We start from the raw sequence: 17,391 nt of genomic DNA on the forward strand, positions 1-17,391 counted from the left end.
TAACTTTAGCTTAAAAATAACACATCAACAGAAGTATTGTGGACCATATAACAATTTCCAAAGCCACTTTCGATTTTTTAAAGGATTTAGGTCAAAACAACAATAAGGATTGGTTTGAAAATAACAAGGACGCCTTCAAAAAACATCAAAAAGCGGTGAAGTCCTTTTTTGAAACGGTCAAGAATCGTTTGGGCCAACATGACGATATTGAAAAAATGAAGATGTTCCGCATTTATAGGGATGTTCGCTTTTCAAAGGATAAAACGCCCTATAAAACCCATTTGGCCGCATCGTTTTCAAGACTGGGTGCGCATTTGCGTGGTGGATATTACCTGCATTTTACCCCTGGGGGAAGTTTCATGGCCGCAGGTTTTTGGGAACCGAACAAGGAGGACTTGTTCAGAATCCGAAAAGAATTGGAAATGGACGCCTCTGAATTTGAATCCGTTATCCAACAGCCGGAACTGAAGAAATATTGGGGCGAACTTCAGGGCGAGGAGGTCAAAACGGCCCCAAAGGGTTTTGACAAAACGCACAAAAACATAGACCTTATTCGAAAAAAGCAGTTCATTTTTGTGCGCAATTTCTCCGATAAGGAAGTTTTCGCTGCCGATTTTCTACAAGAGGTTGACAGCTCTTTCAAGGCAATACGGCCTTATTTCGACCTGATGAGCGAGATATTGACCACCAATTTGAACGGGGAGTCCCTTTTAAACTAAAATGGCCCTGTCGTCCAATAGTTGTACATGATCTTTCAATCGTTCGATCACCATGTTCATCATACGCTTGTTTAGGGCTGAACTGTTCTGGATGTAAGTTCGATATTCTTCAATGGCAAATTGCCCTATGATCATTCCCTTCAAAGAGTTCCTAAACTTGATGTCCTTTTGGATGGCGTGTTCTATATATGCCAGCTTTTTCTCTAGGGACAGCTCATAAAAATACCCCTTGTGTTTATTGATGTAATTTTTGAAGGCCTCGATGAGCAGTTCATTTTGCAGTTTGATGACGGGTCGAAGGGTTTGGTTCTGAAATCGCTCGTCCAAACTCATGTCATTGTGGAGCAGAGCTTGTTTCACTTCCGGACGAAGGTCCAAAAGACTCTTGGATCGTGAATCCATGATTGAAAGTTTTAATAAAATTAAGCAAACAGGGAAAGGGGGATTTCAACAAATTTGATAGTTTTCCACGATGTTATGAACAGGCGTGTGGACTTCATCCTGGTTACGACGAGAAATACATCCTAATAATTTGAGTATTTTTAGTGGGAATGAATTCGAAACCATCAACCATTGATGAAAGCTAAAATCTACTGTTGTCTCATACTTGTTTTGTGTTCAATTAGCTGTAAAAAGGACAAAAAGGATTCGGTTAATTGGCATACCAAGAAAGAGGCCGAAAAAAATGCCACCCACAATACCCTTTTGGATGTCGAACGGGAACTAGGCTGGGAATTGCTTTTTGATGGCAAGACCCTAAACGGATGGCATCTATTTAACAATCCAGGCGCTGCTTCTGTTTGGAAGGTTGAAAATGGAACGCTTTACTGTGCTGCCAAGGAAGAGGGCCTTGCACATGGCGATTTGGTCACCAATGAAAGCTTTGAGAATTATGAACTTGCACTGGAGTGGCGGATTTCAGGTCGAGGAAATAGTGGAGTTTTTATCAACGTTCAGGAGGCCCCAAAATTTTCAGCAGCTTGGCAAACAGGTCCCGAATATCAAATACTTGATCCCGAGCACATGGATTACCGGGTTGAAACAAAAAAAACGGGATGCCTTTATGGCTTTTTGCCTCAGCTTAATGAAGCTGTCACAAAAACCAAGGGACAATGGAACCAAACCAAAATAATACAGAACAACGGCAAGGTTGAATTCTATTTGAATGGAACGATGACCGCCTTAACTGATTTTAACTCCAAGGAATGGAAAAAAATGATATCCGATTCCGGTTTTAAGGACCGTGAAGGGTTTGGACAAGCGGTAAAGGGTAAAATTGCCTTACAAGATTGGTATTTTGAAGCTTGGTTCAGGAACATAAAAATCAGACCTCTTAAAACACAACCGATCGTTTCGGAGAATTCGTTATAAAAAGATTTATGAAATTCGGAAAAGTAGACCATCCAGAGCTTATAGATTTCACCATTCCCCCCGACCATCCGGAAACTTCAGTGGTGCTGGCTAAAAACAAAACTGGGCCAGAAAACAAGGTTTATGTTGGTTGTGCCAAATGGAACCGTCAGGATTTGAAGAATTTTTATCCCAGGGGCACCAAGGATGAATTGGTTTATTACGCCTCCCAATTCAATAGCATTGAACTCAACGCTACTTTTTACCGCATTTTCCCGTCCGAGCAATACCAAAAGTGGTATGACAAGACTCCCGATGGGTTCAAGTTTTTTCCAAAAATGACCAACGAGGTCAGCCATCTGCGACGCTTGAATGATCAGGTGTACCAAACCGTGGACCGCTATTTGGAAGTCACCTCCCTTCTTAAGGAAAAGTTGGGCACTATTTTTTTGCAGATGCACAACAATTTTAATCCCAAAAACTGGGATAGGGTAGTGCGTTTTGCGGAATATTGGCCCAAGGAGTTTCCATTGGCCATGGAATTTAGGCACACGGATTGGTTCAATGATGAAAAAGTGGCCCAAGAGCTATATCACCTGTTGGAAACGCATGGTATTGCCAATGCTTTGGTGGACACGGCAGGGCGTAGGGATCTTATGCACATGCGTTTGACCAATAATGAAGCATTTGTCCGCTACGTGGGGGCCAACCATAAATCCGACTATCCCCGCCTGGACGATTGGGTGGGTCGCCTGACCGCTTGGCAAGGCAAAGGGTTGGGGAACATACATTTTTTTGTTCACCAGAACATGGAATTGGAATCCCCATTACTGTCCGCCTATTTCATAGAAAAGCTAAACAAGCGACTGGGTACTAATTTGAAAATCCCAAGGACCTTGCAGACACCCGACCCACAAAAACTTTTCTAGTACGGCATCCCAACCTCCACAAAAGTGTTCTGCATGTGATATCTAGGGGAAATAGGTGCCGCCATACAGCAGGTGGATCCCAAATAAAAGAGGGAAAGTTCCTGAAGCTTTTTCACTGGTTCGCCTAGCGCAATTCCTTGGGCAAGCTCTATGGTGCCCACCGCTGGGCCACCGACAATGGACAAATGCCATACTTTGTCATTGTCGTCCGTAATGTCAATATTATAACGCTCATTCCTAAAAGCGGGCAGGGAGGGCGTTTCTTTATAGATCCAGGGACGGAGTACCACCAAATCACCGGGCACATGCTGTATTCGGGTAATGGTCCCATCTATGGGTGCGTGTATGCGGTGGTAGTTCTTGTTGTGCAAAAAAACATTGGTAAAGGTATATTCTTCAGGAATTTCGCGGTCGCTTAAACCAAACACCGTAGCTACGGAGAGCACGTCGCATTTTACCCTTACCAAATTCAACTGCCCCACCTTTTGCTCATCACAAAGAAGCCCCTCACAAGGCCAAACAAAGGGACTTTCGTATTTAGGAAGTTCCCTGAACTCACGGATAAAAAAATCTTGGAAGCTTTCAAACGAGCTTTTCCCATGGGGCGGTTTAAACTTATCCAAGTAATCTTTATCAGAATAATTAAGCCGTATGTAAGGCTTGATGATCCGCTTTGAAAACGATTTGTCATAAATGGAACTGTACCAAGAAGATAACCTGCGTTGAAGATGGCTTGGAATATTGCCCCAAATTTCCACGGACAGGAAGGTATAGAATTTGGCCCTCCAGGTGGGCACTTTAAAAACGGTGAAGCCGGGGTCCGAATAGTACTCCGTAATCGATTTTGTCATGATGGTTCGTTTTGTTTGATACAGAAATTTATTGGGATTATTTTTTTCACCCCTCGGAATTAAGAAAAGTTTATTTAATGATTAACATATTTTGTAAAAATTGAAATCTTTCTGTTAAAATGATGAAAGGAGGGATAGCAAGGCTTTCATGGCTTAATTTTGCTTGAAAACCCAAATTTTTCGTTTATGCGATTCCATACCAGAAAATGGGTAAAGCCCGAAGATCTTAATGCAAACGGCACCTTGTTTGGAGGAAAGCTTTTGTCCTGGATTGATGAAGAAGCTGCTCTTTACAGCATCATTCAATTGGAGAGCAAAAAGGTGGTGACCAAATACATCTCCGAAATCAACTTTATGAGCACAGCGGTGGAAGGGGACATTGTGGAAATAGGTATTGATGTCATCAAGTTTGGCCACACTTCCATTTCCTTGAACTGTGAAGTCCGTAACAAAATGACGCATGAAAGTATCGTTACGGTTGATAATATCATCATGGTCAATTTGGATGAAAAGGGAAACCCTTCTCCACATGGTAAGACCAAAATTGAGTATGTAAAGGACCGCTTGGCCAAAAAAGAGGAGGAAAAGGGAAAATCTTAATGGGGTCCTGCTGCTATAGCCTGGACTTCGTCCAGTACCCGCAGCAGGTTGCCGCCCCATAGCTTGGTTATTTCTTCCTCAGTATAACCTCTTTTTACCAATTCCAAGGTAACATTAAAGGTCTCCGAAGCATCGGACCAGCCGGCAATGCCGCCACCGCCATCAAAATCGGAACTAATCCCCACGTGATCTATGCCAATCAGGTCAACCATATAATCAATATGGTCCACTAAATCAGAAACGTCCACAGCGGGAGGTGCATCCGGGTCCATCGAAGCCAACTCGTTCGCCCGCTTGGTCACTTTAGGGTAATTTTCCATGTATTCCTCTTGCTGTTCCGCGGTCAAAGAGAAAAATTCTGAGCGCTCAAACCAATTGATCCCCAACGAAGAAGCTACTTTTTCATAGATGCCCTTCATATAAGCCGCTCGCGCTTCTTGCTTTTCTGTGTTCAAATAGGCATTAAAGGCGACGGTTTGTACTACACCTCCATTTTCCTTTATCAATCTCAATTGCTCATCATCCAAGTTTCTGCTATGGTTGCATAAGGCCCGGGCGGATGAATGTGAGGCAATTATTGGCGCTTTGGAAAGGGCCACCATTTGTTTCATGGATTCTTTTGATGGATGGGATACATCAATCATAATACCAAGTCTATTCATCTCTTTTACAGCTTCTTGTCCAAGTTCACTTAAACCATTGTGCAACCAAATTCCATCTTTCTCACCAGTATGCGAATCGCAAAATTGACTATGGCCATTATGGGACAGGGAGATATAGCGGGCCCCCAATCTGTGGTATTCCTCAAACTTGGAAAGGTCCTCGCCAATGGGATATGCATTTTCTACCCCGATCATGGCCACTTTCTTGCCAGCTTTGGAGATTCTTCGAACATCGTCGGAGGTAAGGGCCAGACCAATTTCCCCGGAAGCGAAGGTGCTGCAGAGTTTATGTATGGCATCAAACTTGGCCAAGGCATTCTCAGAAGCTTTTGCATAGCCTTCAGCGGTAAGCGAATCCTGTCCTGTATATACAATGAACCAGGCCACATCCAGCCCGCCTTCTTTCATCTTGGGAAGATCTACCTGGGTGTTCAACTTTTGCGAATAGTTGATACTGTCGGTGAAGTTCTTCACATTGATGTCCACATGAGTGTCCACAGTAATCACCTGTTCATGTATCCTTTTGGCTTTTTCTTCCACGGTTTCCATTTTGGTTTGGTTCTTATCGGCACACGAAAACAACAATGTCAATGCGCACCACAGGTATACTTGTTTCATTGGCCAATATTTAAACCTACAAATAAAGCAATTTGACAACAAAATAAGCGCGCTATGGAACAATTAATTGGGTGGGTTGCCTTAAATCAAGATTTTTAATGGATTACAACAGACATAACTCCATACAAATTGAGAACAAGGGATTTACTAAGGTATTTGGAAAAACTGGAAATTGGATTGAGCAATTTTTCCTATGAGGAACTGGGCATTGTTGAAGCCGGGGAATTGAAAAGATCTTTTGAAATTTTTCGAAATGGCCTTGAGGAAAAAGTCTTCGGGGCGGATGAAATGAACCAATTGGAGCATATGTTCGATACTATGGGCATAGAACCATCCCGTCAACAACCACCGACACTCCCGGATGGAATCGTATCCAAAGACCGAGAAGCATTGGTTTCCTTGATTGGATCGCTTGAGAAAACTGGGCTTAACGCAGAGCAAAAGAAGATAACCGAGGCCATGAAATCCCTTGCCCTGGGAATCGAAAGTCGCTTCCTGGAAAACAAAAGCGGGGGGCGTTCAACCCAAATGACGGCAGAATCAAGCTTTGTTTCCGACACCATAAACCTAAAATTGGTGTTGGAGGAATGTATGGGCCAGATGGAACTTCTCGAGGAACTTATAAAACGCTACAAGCACAACATCCTGGAATTTATTGGCTGTGCCAAAGTCAATCTTGATATGGAAAACTTCAAGGAAATGCGCACCGCTTGCCAAAGGATACTGCCAACCCTAAAAATGATGAGGATAAATGGACTGACACAAATCGTATCAGAAATGGACCATGTGTCCAAAACGGATATGGATCTAACCTATTTGGGCTTTCTCTATGATCAATTTCTTGAAGAGTTCCCGAGGGTAGAGGCACAGGTAGATTCCGAATTAAATGCCCTGAAAACCATGTAAGACCCAAAACACCATGAAAGATAATGACTTGCCAAAGTACCACCAGAGTATCTTTCATCAGTTGTTTGAACACGCCGCTGATATAGACTGTAAGCTTTTGCTTCTGGATGAGATCCTTGAAATAGGGGACGTGAAGGAACTACCGCTATTGGAGTTGCTTTGCGCTTCGGAACACCCAGAGGTAAGAAAAAAGGCGTTGAAGGTGAAAGCTGCCTTCTATGAAAAAATGGGGATAATTCCCAAAAATGAAACCAAAAGACTGCCCATGAGTCTTTGCTTTCTCTACGATGAATTTAATATAAGGCCCACAAAGGTTGACAAAGACCTGAACATGGATTTTGAGGTCACCTTGGAAATCTTCAACACAGACCTTTAGATCATGGAGCGATCAATTCTTAATTTCCGCGTTTCACAACTTTTATCCAAGTTTTCACCACAATTTATTGGAAAGCCATAATGTTTAAGATAGGTTTACGTTAATAAGATAGACCCTAAAATCATACCGCACCATGTTATACGACACCTACGGAGAAGAATATCTTTCCTTTTTGCAGGAACTCAACGAGATACTAAGTTTGAACCAATTGGCCGAATTGGATTACCTATAGGCCATCCCCAAATTTTGCCCCATGAAGAACAGGAACCACGAAAACACGTCCTATTTAAATTTTATTCAGGATCTGAACGATATTCTAGCTGATTTTGAGATCAACCAGCTGAATAACTTATGAGAGTTTAAAGTGATTTATCATTTAAAAGGGGAACCAAAATTGGTTCCCCTTTTTTATTTAGGTCAGTTATTGTCCCAAATAGGACTTAAGAATCTTGCTCTTGGAGGTATGTCTGAGCTTCCGTATGGCCTTTTCCCTGATTTGCCGTACCCTTTCACGGGTCAGATCAAATGTGCTGCCAATCTCTTCCAGGGTCATGGATTGTTGGTCACCTATGCCATAGTATAGCCGAACCACATCAGCCTCTCGGGGAGAAAGTGTCTCCAAGGCCCGGTTGATTTCCGTGTTCAGGGATTGATGCATGAGCCCGCGGTCAGGTTTAGGGGAATCCCCGGTATTCAGTACATCATACAAACTGGAGGTCTCGCCTTCTTTCAAGGGTGCATCCATGGATACGTGCCTTCCGGTATTTTTTAACGACTGTTTTACCTCCGTGACGGTCATGTCCAGTTCCTTTGCAATTTCCTCCGCTGAAGGAGGCCTTTCATGGGCCTGCTCCAGGTATGAAAATGTTTTTTTGATCTTATTGATGGAACCAATTTTGTTCAAAGGAAGCCGAACCACACGCGATTGTTCCGCCAAAGCCTGCAGTATGGATTGTCGAATCCACCAAACGGCATAGGAGATAAACTTGAATCCCCGGGTCTCATCAAACCGTTTGGCCGCCTTTACCAAACCTACATTCCCCTCATTGATAAGATCGGGCAACTTTAATCCCTGGTTTTGATATTGCTTGGCCACAGAAACCACAAACCGTAGGTTTGCATTGGTCAATTTCTCAAGGGCAGCTTGGTCACCGGCCCTGATCCGTTGCGCCAGTTCCACTTCTTCCTGGGCAGTGATCAAATCAATCTTACTGATATCTTGAAGATACTTATCCAAGGATTTTGACTCCCGGTTGGTTACTTGCTTGATGATTTTTAACTGCCTCATATATACATTTGGTTAAAAGTGATTATAGCTTACATAATAATGCATAAAAGCTAAATTTCCAAGTAAGAAATGTTATTCTTATCAAAATCTTATGAGCAGGCGGCTATATCCATGTGAATCAGTACCTAAGACATATGTTGATAGTATCTTGAAAGAATTGCCATAAAAGCAGTGCCCTGTCGCCCAAAAATCTTATAATTTTGTAGGGTTTTAAAATTACGGACCCAAAAACCACTTTTCCATTGGAGGTACAAAAAGCGGACAATAAAAAAACACTGTACAACTATCAGCAAGAAGATCTTAGAAAAATCTTTGAGCACATCAACAAACTGCCCGAGGGTACCAATATTTTGTACCAATTGCCCACGGGAGGTGGCAAAACAGTGATTTTTTCCGAAATAACCAGACGATACATCAAACAGACTGGGAAGAAAGTGATGGTCCTTACCCACCGAATTGAGCTAAGCAAGCAGACCTCCAAAATGTTGCGCGGTTTTGGGGTAAGCAACAAGATTATCAACAGTGATGTGAAGGAACTGTACGACCAAGACGATTATATGTGCTTTGTGGCCATGGTGGAAACGCTGAACAATCGACTTCAAGAGGAAAAAGTGGCAATAAACAACATTGGTTTGGTGATCATTGATGAGGCCCACTACAATTCGTTCCGCAAGCTGTTCAAATATTTTGATGATTCCACCATCCTTGGCGTAACGGCCACCCCGCTGAGTTCCAACATCAAACTGCCCATGAAGGACCACTACAAGCATCTCATTGTAGGGGAGTCCATAAAATCCTTGATTCAAAAGGACTTTTTGTCCAAGGCCAAACTGTACAACTACGATGTCAGTCTCAAAACCTTAAAATTGGGCATTCATGGGGACTATACCGTAAAGTCGTCGGACGAATTCTATGGAAATCATAGCATGTTGGGCAAATTGCTGTCCGCTTATGAGGAAATTGCCAAGGGGACTAAAACCTTGATCTTCAACAATGGCATCAACACCTCGCTCTACGTGTATGAAACCTTTAAAAAAGCAGGATACAACGTCCGCCATTTGGACAACAAGAACAATGCCACCGAGAGGCGGGACATCTTGGACTGGTTCGCCAAAACTCCCGATGCCATATTGACCTCCGTGAGTATCTTGACCACCGGCTTTGATGAGCCTACCGTGGAATCCATCATCCTGAACAGGGCCACACGGTCGCTTACCCTATACTTTCAAATGATAGGAAGAGGTTCGCGCGTACTTCCCAACAAAAAGGAGTTCAATGTCATAGATTTGGGGAACAACATTGCCCGCTTCGGTCCGTGGGACGCACCGGTGGATTGGCAGGAAATTTTCCATTTTCCGGATTTCTATTTGGAAAACATCAAAAACGATGAGGACATAGAACGGGATTTTGTCTACGAGATGCCGGAAGAACTGAAGGCCAAGTTCAGTAAGTCCGATAAAATAACCTTCGACATCAAGGAAGAATACAAAAAAGTCTTTGCCCAGGGTAGAAAATCAAAAGAAGTACTGGAACTCAGCATTGAGCAGCATGCCCAGATCTGTGTGGAGAACAGTGAGGACGTTTTTGATGCGCGTATTCTGGCCAAGGAACTCAAGGAAGAGATTGCGTACCGCGTGAAGCAATATTCCTACTGCATTATGAACAACACCAAAAACTACAAAGAGTGGCTCGAGGAGGATTATGAAAGGAAATTGAGGTCAAGCATATCCAAAAAGTTCGCCGCAATGATGTAGCCCATGAAGAAAGCATTGTTCATCGGCTTTGTTTGGCCCGAACCCAGCACCACGGCGGCGGGCCAGCGCATGCTACAACTACTTTTTGCTTTCAAGGGTTTTGGTTACCATCTCACTTTTGCATCCACAGCTACAAAAACAGCACATAGCCATAATCTGGAAAGCCTGGGCATAAAAACAGCTGCGATCAAACTAAACCATGTAAGTTTTGATGCTTTTGTGGCAGAATTGAAACCCGATATTGTGGTTTTTGACCGTTTTATGGTCGAGGAACAATTTGGTTGGCGTGTTGCAGCACATGCACCGAACGCCATCCGCATACTGAATACCGAGGATTTGCATTCCCTTAGAAAACATAGGGAAGTCTGTCATCGAAAAGGAGAGGTGTTCACCGTGAAGGATTGGCTGGATGGGGATATGACAAAACGAGAAGTGGCCAGCATCTATCGGAGCGACCTCTCGCTATTGACATCCACTTTTGAGATGGAATTGCTCCATAAAAGATTGAAACTGCCCCAGGAAATCCTGATGCATTTGCCTTTTCTGCTGAATGGGATTGATGAAGAAAAGGTCAAATCATGGCCGCCCTTTGAGCAACGGGAAGGCTTTATTACCTATGGCAATGGCAGGCACGAGCCAAATGTCCACTCCGTTATGTATCTGAAAAAATCGGTGTGGCCTTTACTTCGAAAAAAATTGCCCAACGCAAGCCTGCAAGTTTTTGGGGCATATTTGCCACAACAAATACAGGAAATGCACAATCCTTCGGAAGGGTTTCTGGTCTTGGGCTGGGTGGAAGACCTGGACAAACAAATAGCCAATTCCCGCGTGTGCCTAGCACCGCTACGCTTTGGTGCAGGGATCAAAGGAAAATTGGTTCAAGCCATGCAAAATGGCACCCCAAGCGTTACCACAACTGTTGGCGCGGAAGGTATGCTGTCCGGATCGAAATGGCCTGGAAGCATTGCCCATAGCGATGAAGAATTTATCAATTCTGCCCTAGCGCTCCACAACGACCAAATCCTTTGGAGCAAAGCTCAACAACGCGGAGTTGAGTTGATCAACCAGGGATACTCAAAAACCAAGTGGCTCCCTCAGTTAAAGGTCAAACTTGAGTGGTTCCAACAAAACCTGACGCAACATCGTTCTGAAAATTATGTTGGGGCCTTGTTACAGCACCAGACCTTGGCCAGTACCAAGTTTATGGGCAAGTGGATTGAGGAAAAAAATAGAAAGTGACCAAGTTGTTATCCCACTACAAATGAAAATTGATTTGATTCCCTGTCCTGAAACAGCTTGCCAGTTTCACCATTAGGGAAAGTTACCGTGGCTATCTTCGAAGTTAGAATGCCATTATATTGAAAAAGCAATTGGTCAATCGCGGCAGCCGTTTTGGGATATGCCTCAGTTTGGTCCCAGCAGGGATAGCCGAATAGCTTGTCCCTAGAAATACATTTTTTGTCCCCACATTCGTCCAACAGACCAATGTTGTCCCATATAAAGTCCAGGGTCGTTTCCCCAATTTGGTCAGCCAAATAGTCCATTTTTTCATTGAAGTCCACGCCGCTGGGGTAATCATCCACTTGTTGCCAAGAGGCTATTACGACTTCGTTTTGCATCTTTTGCCAAAGAATATCCAGGAAGGAGCTATGACTTTCAAAGAATTGATCAAAATCAACAGGAATATGCGCCGAAGCACCAACCGTATCCAAACTTCGTAAAACAGCACCCCGTAGTTTAGGATATTCAAGCTCGCAACGGCTGCCATCTGCCCTTAAATTGAGACACTGGAAACATTGGACCAATCGGTTTTCTTTTTTTTGAATGGGCATTTCCGAAAGGTTGAGTTGGAAAATAAGAGGCATCAGCCGATTGCAAATAGGGCAGGAGGGCCAATCTTCTTCATGCCTCAAATACGGGAATCCGTTGTATTTTGAATGTGCTGAAAATTGCGGCCCCGATTCATTGTGTACCAGTTGGGGAAGATAGGCTGGTTTCCTCAAGGAATCCAAAATGGTGGCTATTTCTTCTTTTTTCATGATTTGGGAACAATAAAAAATAGGATTTTCTTTTCAAGTTATTTATCGCCTTTCCAGCCAGGTCCGCGCACCACCCGTCCGGGAAACTTGCCCGTATGCTCACCATGTTCCAAGACCTGCGTGCCATTGACAAACACGTGTTCCATTCCGGTTGCATATTGGTGTGGGTTTTCAAAAGTGGCCAGATCTTTAATGGTTTTTGGGTCAAAAACGGCAACATCTGCATAATTACCAACGGCCAGTTCCCCTCTTTTTTTGATTCTCAGGTTGGTGGCGGGCATTTTGGTCAATTTGTGAATGGCCTCCTCCAACGAAATCACCTGCTCGTCGCGGACATATTTTCCCAACAGGCGAGCCACATTGCCATACGCCCGGGGGTGTGTGTTGGACTTGAGGAACACCCCTTCGGAGGCCAAGGAACCTCCATCGGAACCAAAGCTCATCCAAAGCAGTGCCATTTGTTTTTTCACATTCTCCTCGGACATCAAAAAATATATGGTCCCTACGCGGCTGCCATCCTCAATAACCAAATCCATGGCGGTCTCTTCCGGTGAAAGTCCCCTCATTTCGGCAACTTCCTTCAAGGTTTTACCAGTTAGGTATTTTAAGGAATCGTTCTTGAAGCCCACAAGCAAAATCTTACTCGGGTCGCCAGCGGCCTGCATAAGACTTTCCCAGGCATCAGTGGGCGTGGTCATTTCCTTAAGCACTTGCTTTCTTATTTCTTGATCTTGCAAGCGTTCCGCCCATTTTTCATACCCGCCTTCCTGTACCCACGGCGGCATGGACGCATCCAATCCCGTGGCACCGGCCACATAGTTGTACATGTTCGCGGTGATCTTCAATCCGGCGGCCCGTGCCGAGTCCACCTTGGCCACCACGGCATCAAACTTATCCCAATTGGCTTTGCCACTTTGCTTCAAATGATAGATTTCAGCCCGTATATCGGCCTTATCGGCAATTTCGATGAGCTCATCCAAACTTTCCAACAGTTTTTCTCCCTCACTGCGCATATGGCTGATGTACATGCCGTTATATTCGGAAGCCACCTTGCACAGTTCAATCAATTCTTCGGTGGAGGAATAAAAGGCGGGCGCATAGATCAGTGAGGAACCAACACCTAAAGCACCATCTTCCATAGCCTGTTTCACCATCAATTTCATGGAGTCCAGTTCCTGGGCCGTAGGGGGTCTGTCCTCGTAGCCCACCGTATGTATCCTGAGCGTGGTTGCGCCCACAAAAGAGGCCACATTGGGCGAAATGCCTTTTTCGGTCAGATGTTCAAGATATTCATCGAGCGTGGTCCAGGGGATGCCGAATTTAATGTCGCCCTGGCTTTCCAGCTCCTCCTTTTTCATTTTTTCGTTCAGCGGCCCCATGGACCATCCTTCCCCAAAAACCTCGAGCGTAACCCCTTGTTTGATATCGCTCATGGACCGACCGTCCTCAATCAGGGATTCGACGGCCCAGCTCAGCATATTGATGAAACCCGGGGCCACTACATTGCCAGTGGCATCGATTTCCAAATGGCCCTTGGCATTTTTAAGGTTTCCGATGGCGACAATGGTGTCTGCATTGATGCCGACATCCCCAACAAATGATGGGCTGTTGGAGCCATCAACGATATGGCCATTTTTAATGAGTACATCAAATTGCTGCTGTTCCTGGCACCCAAAAAAGAGCATCAAGCAAAGAAAAAATGGGAAAGGGTGGAAAGTTTTCATACGGTTGGTCATCAATGGTTTTCTACTTTGATTTCCACCTAAGTTCGGCCATTTTTCTGAAGCCACAAAAAGGTCATGGAAAGTTTAGGGGGATGAACGTTCTGGATACAATTTTTCCATCCTTGACTTCATACACCGTAAAACCTGAACGAATCTTGAAACCGTTGTTTTCATAGGTATCCGGTCGGGTAATGGCCGAGGTCTGTGCGAACAAGGTTTCCGAATGCTCAAATTGGCCTTCCTGTGCAGCATGGTAATGCCCTGAAAGGGCAAGGGGGTAGGGCCGGTCACCAATCCGTTTTTTTACTTCTCCAAAATTGTACACAATATGCCGATGCTCCAGTTTCCCATCCTGTTCCAACAATTGGGGTCCGTAAAAAGTATGGCTGTCAAAATCTTGGAACGAAAAACCGGGGGAAACAAAGGGTATGTGGTTAAAAGTGATTATGGGCGTGTGCTCCGGCAATGGTTGTAGGTCCTTTTCCAGCCATTGCAGTTGAAGCGAGTCCACCCCACCAAAATAATAGAGGTTCTGATAATCCACCCCGTCGATGGCCACAAAATGGACCCCACCATGATTGAAGGAATAATAATTGGGACCTAGAAAATGGCGGTACATTTTTTTGCCATACAGCGGATGGTCCTGGCTGATCAGCGACTTGTCCCGTTCAATGCCAAATAGCTCATGGTTGCCCATCGAACTATACACGGGCACTTTTATTTTTTCAATGGCCTCCCGATACATGCGATAGTAATTGCTGGCCGTTTCCTCGTTTACCCGAAGGGCATCCCGTATCAAATCGCCGGTGATGACCACAAAATCCACGGCCAGGGAGTCCACAAGCTGCCGAAAGCGTTGCATACGGGGAAGATTCAGGGAATCCACGTGCGTATCGGAGGCATGGATAAACCTAAAATGGCTCTGGTCCCCGGTTTTTTGCAAGGGAAAACTGACCTGAGCAGCTTTGGGCTTAAAAAAATTCCCCGCATATCCATTGGGCTTGGAAATGAAAACGTAGGGGAAATCGGTGGTCGAAACCAAGCAGAAACTGCCTGTGGCATCACTGATTGCTGTGGCTGCCTGGTCCGAGACCACCACACCGGGAATGCCTTTTTCGTTTGCCTCTTGGGCACCATTGCCATTGGTGTCAACAAAAACCTTTCCTGTGATTTCCAGATTTTGAGGATAAAGGCTAGAGCCCAACAAAAAGGCGAAGAAGACCAATGTTTTTTGCATGATTTAAAGCTAGCAAAAAGAATAAAAAGAAATCCTTTATTTTTTGTTGGCATTTCGGGGAAGAGGAGGTTTCGTTATCGGTCTCGTATTAGAATAGTTGCCGTTTCGTGTGCGAGGATTTTCCGCAGGAAAATCAGACGTAACAAAATAGCAGCTACCCTTGTTTAAGCCCTAATGTAGCAATTATTTTTATACGTTGTTGGGAGTGGTTATTTCTTATATTTATAAATAAACTTCTTCAAGCGTGAGATAAAACTGGGAACATCCAGTGTTTATTTGTGAGAAATTCAACCTTATCTTTTAGCATAAAAAGCGTGTCTGTTCCCTTTAATAAATGTTTTTCAAACCCCTCATCATTCAAAGGAGTAAACCCCAAAATCACCCGCTGAATACTTTTATCAGATATGCTATGAATCACGTTATCAATATTCACTGGACCAATTGAGAATATATCATTGAGATACAAAGTGTCACTTTGAAAGTCTGCGATGGCAATTGCATCAAGTTCTTCTATATAATAAATGCTGTTTTTCTTAAACCAATTGCAATAAAACATAATCAGAGAAACGTTGTTTCTCATGGATATCTTTGCTATCGGATTAGAATCTTTAATTCTTCCTATTAAAAAAGTGACATCAGCCGGATCATCCATGTTCAGTTTTTTCCAGGCTGATGAAGCCCTGTGTGTATCTACGTTTTTCGAGTGTTGATATTCCTCTACAACCTTGAATTTGAACTTCGGATAAAAATCAAGCACACTGTCATTCGCGAAGAGATAAACAAAATCAGTCCTATCTTTCCATTCATGCATTATCTTTTCCATCAAGTATTTGTTAAGTCCTCTATTCCTGTATTTTTCGTCAGTCATTACTGTACCAATTTGAATTCCCGACTTTCTCTCACCTTCAATATCAAATTCAATCTTGTTAATTGAAACATTTGATACAACCTTGTCATTATGTAGCAGCGAATAGGGAATATAATAGTCACCCCAGAAACCATCATGGTACCACTTTTCTAGACTGAAGGCAAAGACGGCTTGTGTTAAACTATTGAAACTCGCTCTTATTTTTTGATCATGTTTAAAATCTTTTATAAACCCAAAGTTTGTATTGTTGACTTTAATAAGCTCCATCAATGTTTATTTTCTAATCATGCATAACGTATTAAGATATAATTCTGTTCTAATGAATTATATCCAACGATACTGAACCAAGTTCAGCACAGGTAACGAAGTTCGTTGATTTTTCCTTTAAAATCCATGTTTTTCCCTTTCGGTTAGTCTTGTTTATCAACATCAATTGTCATTTCGATAGGAGTCCCGGCTGAGGGCGGGACGATTGAGAAATCTGGGTGTTGTGGAGGTAAGGGGTTACCAAAGGGTGTTTTTGGATTTCTCACGTTCGCTGTGCCAATGCCGAAATGACAATGATTTGGAATTTCCGTTACTTTGTAAACAACAAATTTATTGCACATGAAATCACCCAACTGGCAGACCGCCATGGAATTTGAGGACATTACCTATAAAAAATGTGACGGTGTGGCCCGAATCGCCTTCAATCGCCCAAATGTCCGCAACGCATTTCGGCCCAAAACCACGAGCGAACTCTATAAAGCTTTTTATGATGCGCAGGAGGATACGTCGATCGGCGTGGTATTGTTATCCGGCGAAGGACCTTCCACGAAAGATGGCAAATGGGCCTTCTGTAGTGGTGGCGACCAAAAGGCCAGGGGCCATCAGGGGTATGTAGGCGAGGATGGCTACCACCGGCTGAACATACTTGAAGTGCAGCGCCTCATCCGTTTTATGCCCAAAGTGGTAATTGCCGTGGTGCCAGGCTGGGCCGTGGGAGGGGGGCATAGCCTTCATGTAGTCTGTGATATGACCTTGGCTAGTAAAGAACATGCCATTTTTAAACAGACCGATGCTGATGTCACCAGTTTTGACGGGGGATATGGTTCGGCTTATCTAGCCAAAATGGTAGGACAGAAAAAGGCCCGTGAGATCTTCTTTTTGGGCCGGAACTATTCGGCTCAGGAAGCCTATGAAATGGGCATGGTGAATGCAGTTGTCCCACATGGTGAACTGGAAGCTACCGCTTACCAGTGGGCACAGGAGATCTTGGAAAAATCGCCCACTTCCATTAAAATGCTCAAGTTTGCCATGAACCTTACCGACGATGGCATGGTGGGGCAACAGGTCTTCGCGGGAGAGGCCACACGGTTGGCCTATATGACCGAAGAGGCAAAGGAAGGGAGAAATGCCTTTTTGGAAAAGCGTAAGCCCAATTTTGGAAAGAATCAGTGGATTCCCTGAATCAATGACCAATGTACAATT

The 17,391-nt window shown here is 43.9% G+C and carries 17 protein-coding genes; 9 read left to right on the forward strand and 8 right to left on the reverse strand.

Annotation, left to right across the window (positions count from 1 at the left end; translation table 11 throughout):
- Positions 1 to 38 precede the first annotated feature (38 nt).
- Complete coding sequence (locus K7G75_RS10230; protein ID WP_222984154.1) at positions 39 to 719, forward strand: DUF2461 domain-containing protein; 681 nt, start codon at positions 39 to 41, stop codon at positions 717 to 719.
- On the opposite strand, the gene K7G75_RS10235 is transcribed toward K7G75_RS10230, so the two are convergent.
- Positions 711 to 1,121 (reverse strand): glyoxalase, encoded by a 411-nt coding sequence (locus K7G75_RS10235; RefSeq protein ID WP_222984155.1) that lies wholly within the window; start codon positions 1,119 to 1,121, stop codon positions 711 to 713. The genes K7G75_RS10230 and K7G75_RS10235 overlap by 9 nt on opposite strands.
- A gap of 174 nt (positions 1,122 to 1,295) precedes the next feature.
- On the opposite strand from K7G75_RS10235, the gene K7G75_RS10240 reads away from it, so the two are divergent.
- Together K7G75_RS10240 and K7G75_RS10245 are read left to right on the forward strand one after the other, a co-directional pair.
- Positions 1,296 to 2,090 carry a 3-keto-disaccharide hydrolase gene (locus K7G75_RS10240; RefSeq protein ID WP_222984156.1) on the forward strand — a complete coding sequence of 265 codons (795 nt, stop codon included), beginning with the start codon at positions 1,296 to 1,298 and terminating at the stop codon, positions 2,088 to 2,090.
- A gap of 8 nt (positions 2,091 to 2,098) precedes the next feature.
- A complete protein-coding gene (locus K7G75_RS10245; RefSeq protein WP_222984157.1) occupies positions 2,099 to 2,998 on the forward strand; it encodes a DUF72 domain-containing protein in 900 nt (299 codons plus the stop codon).
- Here K7G75_RS10245 and K7G75_RS10250 read toward each other — a convergent pair.
- Positions 2,995 to 3,849, reverse strand: coding sequence for a phosphatidylserine decarboxylase (locus K7G75_RS10250; RefSeq protein ID WP_222984158.1), 855 nt, complete (start codon positions 3,847 to 3,849; stop codon positions 2,995 to 2,997). The genes K7G75_RS10245 and K7G75_RS10250 overlap by 4 nt on opposite strands.
- 186 nt (positions 3,850 to 4,035) lie before the next feature.
- Here K7G75_RS10250 and K7G75_RS10255 point away from each other — a divergent pair, with 186 nt between their 5' ends.
- Complete coding sequence (locus K7G75_RS10255; protein ID WP_222984159.1) at positions 4,036 to 4,449, forward strand: acyl-CoA thioesterase; 414 nt, start codon at positions 4,036 to 4,038, stop codon at positions 4,447 to 4,449.
- Here K7G75_RS10255 and K7G75_RS10260 read toward each other — a convergent pair.
- Positions 4,446 to 5,729 carry a dipeptidase gene (locus K7G75_RS10260; protein WP_222984160.1) on the reverse strand — a complete coding sequence of 428 codons (1,284 nt, stop codon included), beginning with the start codon at positions 5,727 to 5,729 and terminating at the stop codon, positions 4,446 to 4,448. The two genes, K7G75_RS10255 and K7G75_RS10260, sit on opposite strands and share 4 nt — an antisense overlap.
- 129 nt (positions 5,730 to 5,858) lie before the next feature.
- Here K7G75_RS10260 and K7G75_RS10265 point away from each other — a divergent pair, with 129 nt between their 5' ends.
- Positions 5,859 to 6,635, forward strand: coding sequence for a hypothetical protein (locus K7G75_RS10265; protein ID WP_222984161.1), 777 nt, complete (start codon positions 5,859 to 5,861; stop codon positions 6,633 to 6,635).
- Positions 6,636 to 6,648: 13 nt separating this feature from the next.
- Positions 6,649 to 7,011, forward strand: a complete 363-nt coding sequence (locus K7G75_RS10270; protein ID WP_222984162.1) for a hypothetical protein — start codon at positions 6,649 to 6,651, stop codon at positions 7,009 to 7,011.
- 421 nt (positions 7,012 to 7,432) lie between these two features.
- Here K7G75_RS10270 and K7G75_RS10275 read toward each other — a convergent pair whose 3' ends face one another.
- Positions 7,433 to 8,299, reverse strand: a complete 867-nt coding sequence (locus tag K7G75_RS10275) for a sigma-70 family RNA polymerase sigma factor (protein ID WP_222984163.1) — start codon at positions 8,297 to 8,299, stop codon at positions 7,433 to 7,435.
- Between the two features lie 242 nt (positions 8,300 to 8,541).
- On the opposite strand from K7G75_RS10275, the gene K7G75_RS10280 reads away from it, so the two are divergent.
- Entirely contained in the window at positions 8,542 to 10,053 is a 1,512-nt protein-coding gene (locus K7G75_RS10280) for a DEAD/DEAH box helicase (protein ID WP_222984164.1), read from the forward strand.
- A gap of 3 nt (positions 10,054 to 10,056) precedes the next feature.
- Positions 10,057 to 11,292, forward strand: a complete 1,236-nt coding sequence (locus tag K7G75_RS10285) for a glycosyltransferase (RefSeq protein WP_222984165.1) — start codon at positions 10,057 to 10,059, stop codon at positions 11,290 to 11,292.
- Between the two features lie 8 nt (positions 11,293 to 11,300).
- On the opposite strand, the gene K7G75_RS10290 is transcribed toward K7G75_RS10285, so the two are convergent.
- The 4 genes from K7G75_RS10290 to K7G75_RS10305 all read right to left on the reverse strand — a co-directional run bounded on the left by K7G75_RS10290 (position 11,301) and on the right by K7G75_RS10305 (position 16,188).
- The gene (locus K7G75_RS10290; protein ID WP_222984166.1) at positions 11,301 to 12,092 is read right to left on the reverse strand and encodes a DUF1963 domain-containing protein; all 792 of its coding nucleotides are present in this window, start codon (positions 12,090 to 12,092) and stop codon (positions 11,301 to 11,303) included.
- Positions 12,093 to 12,130: 38 nt separating this feature from the next.
- Positions 12,131 to 13,816: an N-acyl-D-amino-acid deacylase family protein gene (locus tag K7G75_RS10295; RefSeq protein WP_222984167.1), complete on the reverse strand. Its 1,686-nt coding sequence runs from the start codon at positions 13,814 to 13,816 to the stop codon at positions 12,131 to 12,133.
- Positions 13,817 to 13,889: 73 nt separating this feature from the next.
- Positions 13,890 to 15,053 (reverse strand): metallophosphoesterase, encoded by a 1,164-nt coding sequence (locus tag K7G75_RS10300; protein ID WP_222984168.1) that lies wholly within the window; start codon positions 15,051 to 15,053, stop codon positions 13,890 to 13,892.
- Between the two features lie 238 nt (positions 15,054 to 15,291).
- Positions 15,292 to 16,188, reverse strand: coding sequence for a GNAT family N-acetyltransferase (locus tag K7G75_RS10305; RefSeq protein ID WP_222984169.1), 897 nt, complete (start codon positions 16,186 to 16,188; stop codon positions 15,292 to 15,294).
- Between the two features lie 339 nt (positions 16,189 to 16,527).
- Between K7G75_RS10305 and K7G75_RS10310 the strand changes: the two genes are divergently transcribed.
- Positions 16,528 to 17,370, forward strand: a complete 843-nt coding sequence (locus K7G75_RS10310; RefSeq protein ID WP_222984170.1) for a 1,4-dihydroxy-2-naphthoyl-CoA synthase — start codon at positions 16,528 to 16,530, stop codon at positions 17,368 to 17,370.
- Positions 17,371 to 17,391: the final 21 nt, after the last annotated feature.

The sequence above is a fragment of the Flagellimonas meishanensis genome (assembly GCF_019880545.1).
Taxonomy (GTDB): Bacteria; Bacteroidota; Bacteroidia; order Flavobacteriales; family Flavobacteriaceae; genus Flagellimonas; species Flagellimonas meishanensis.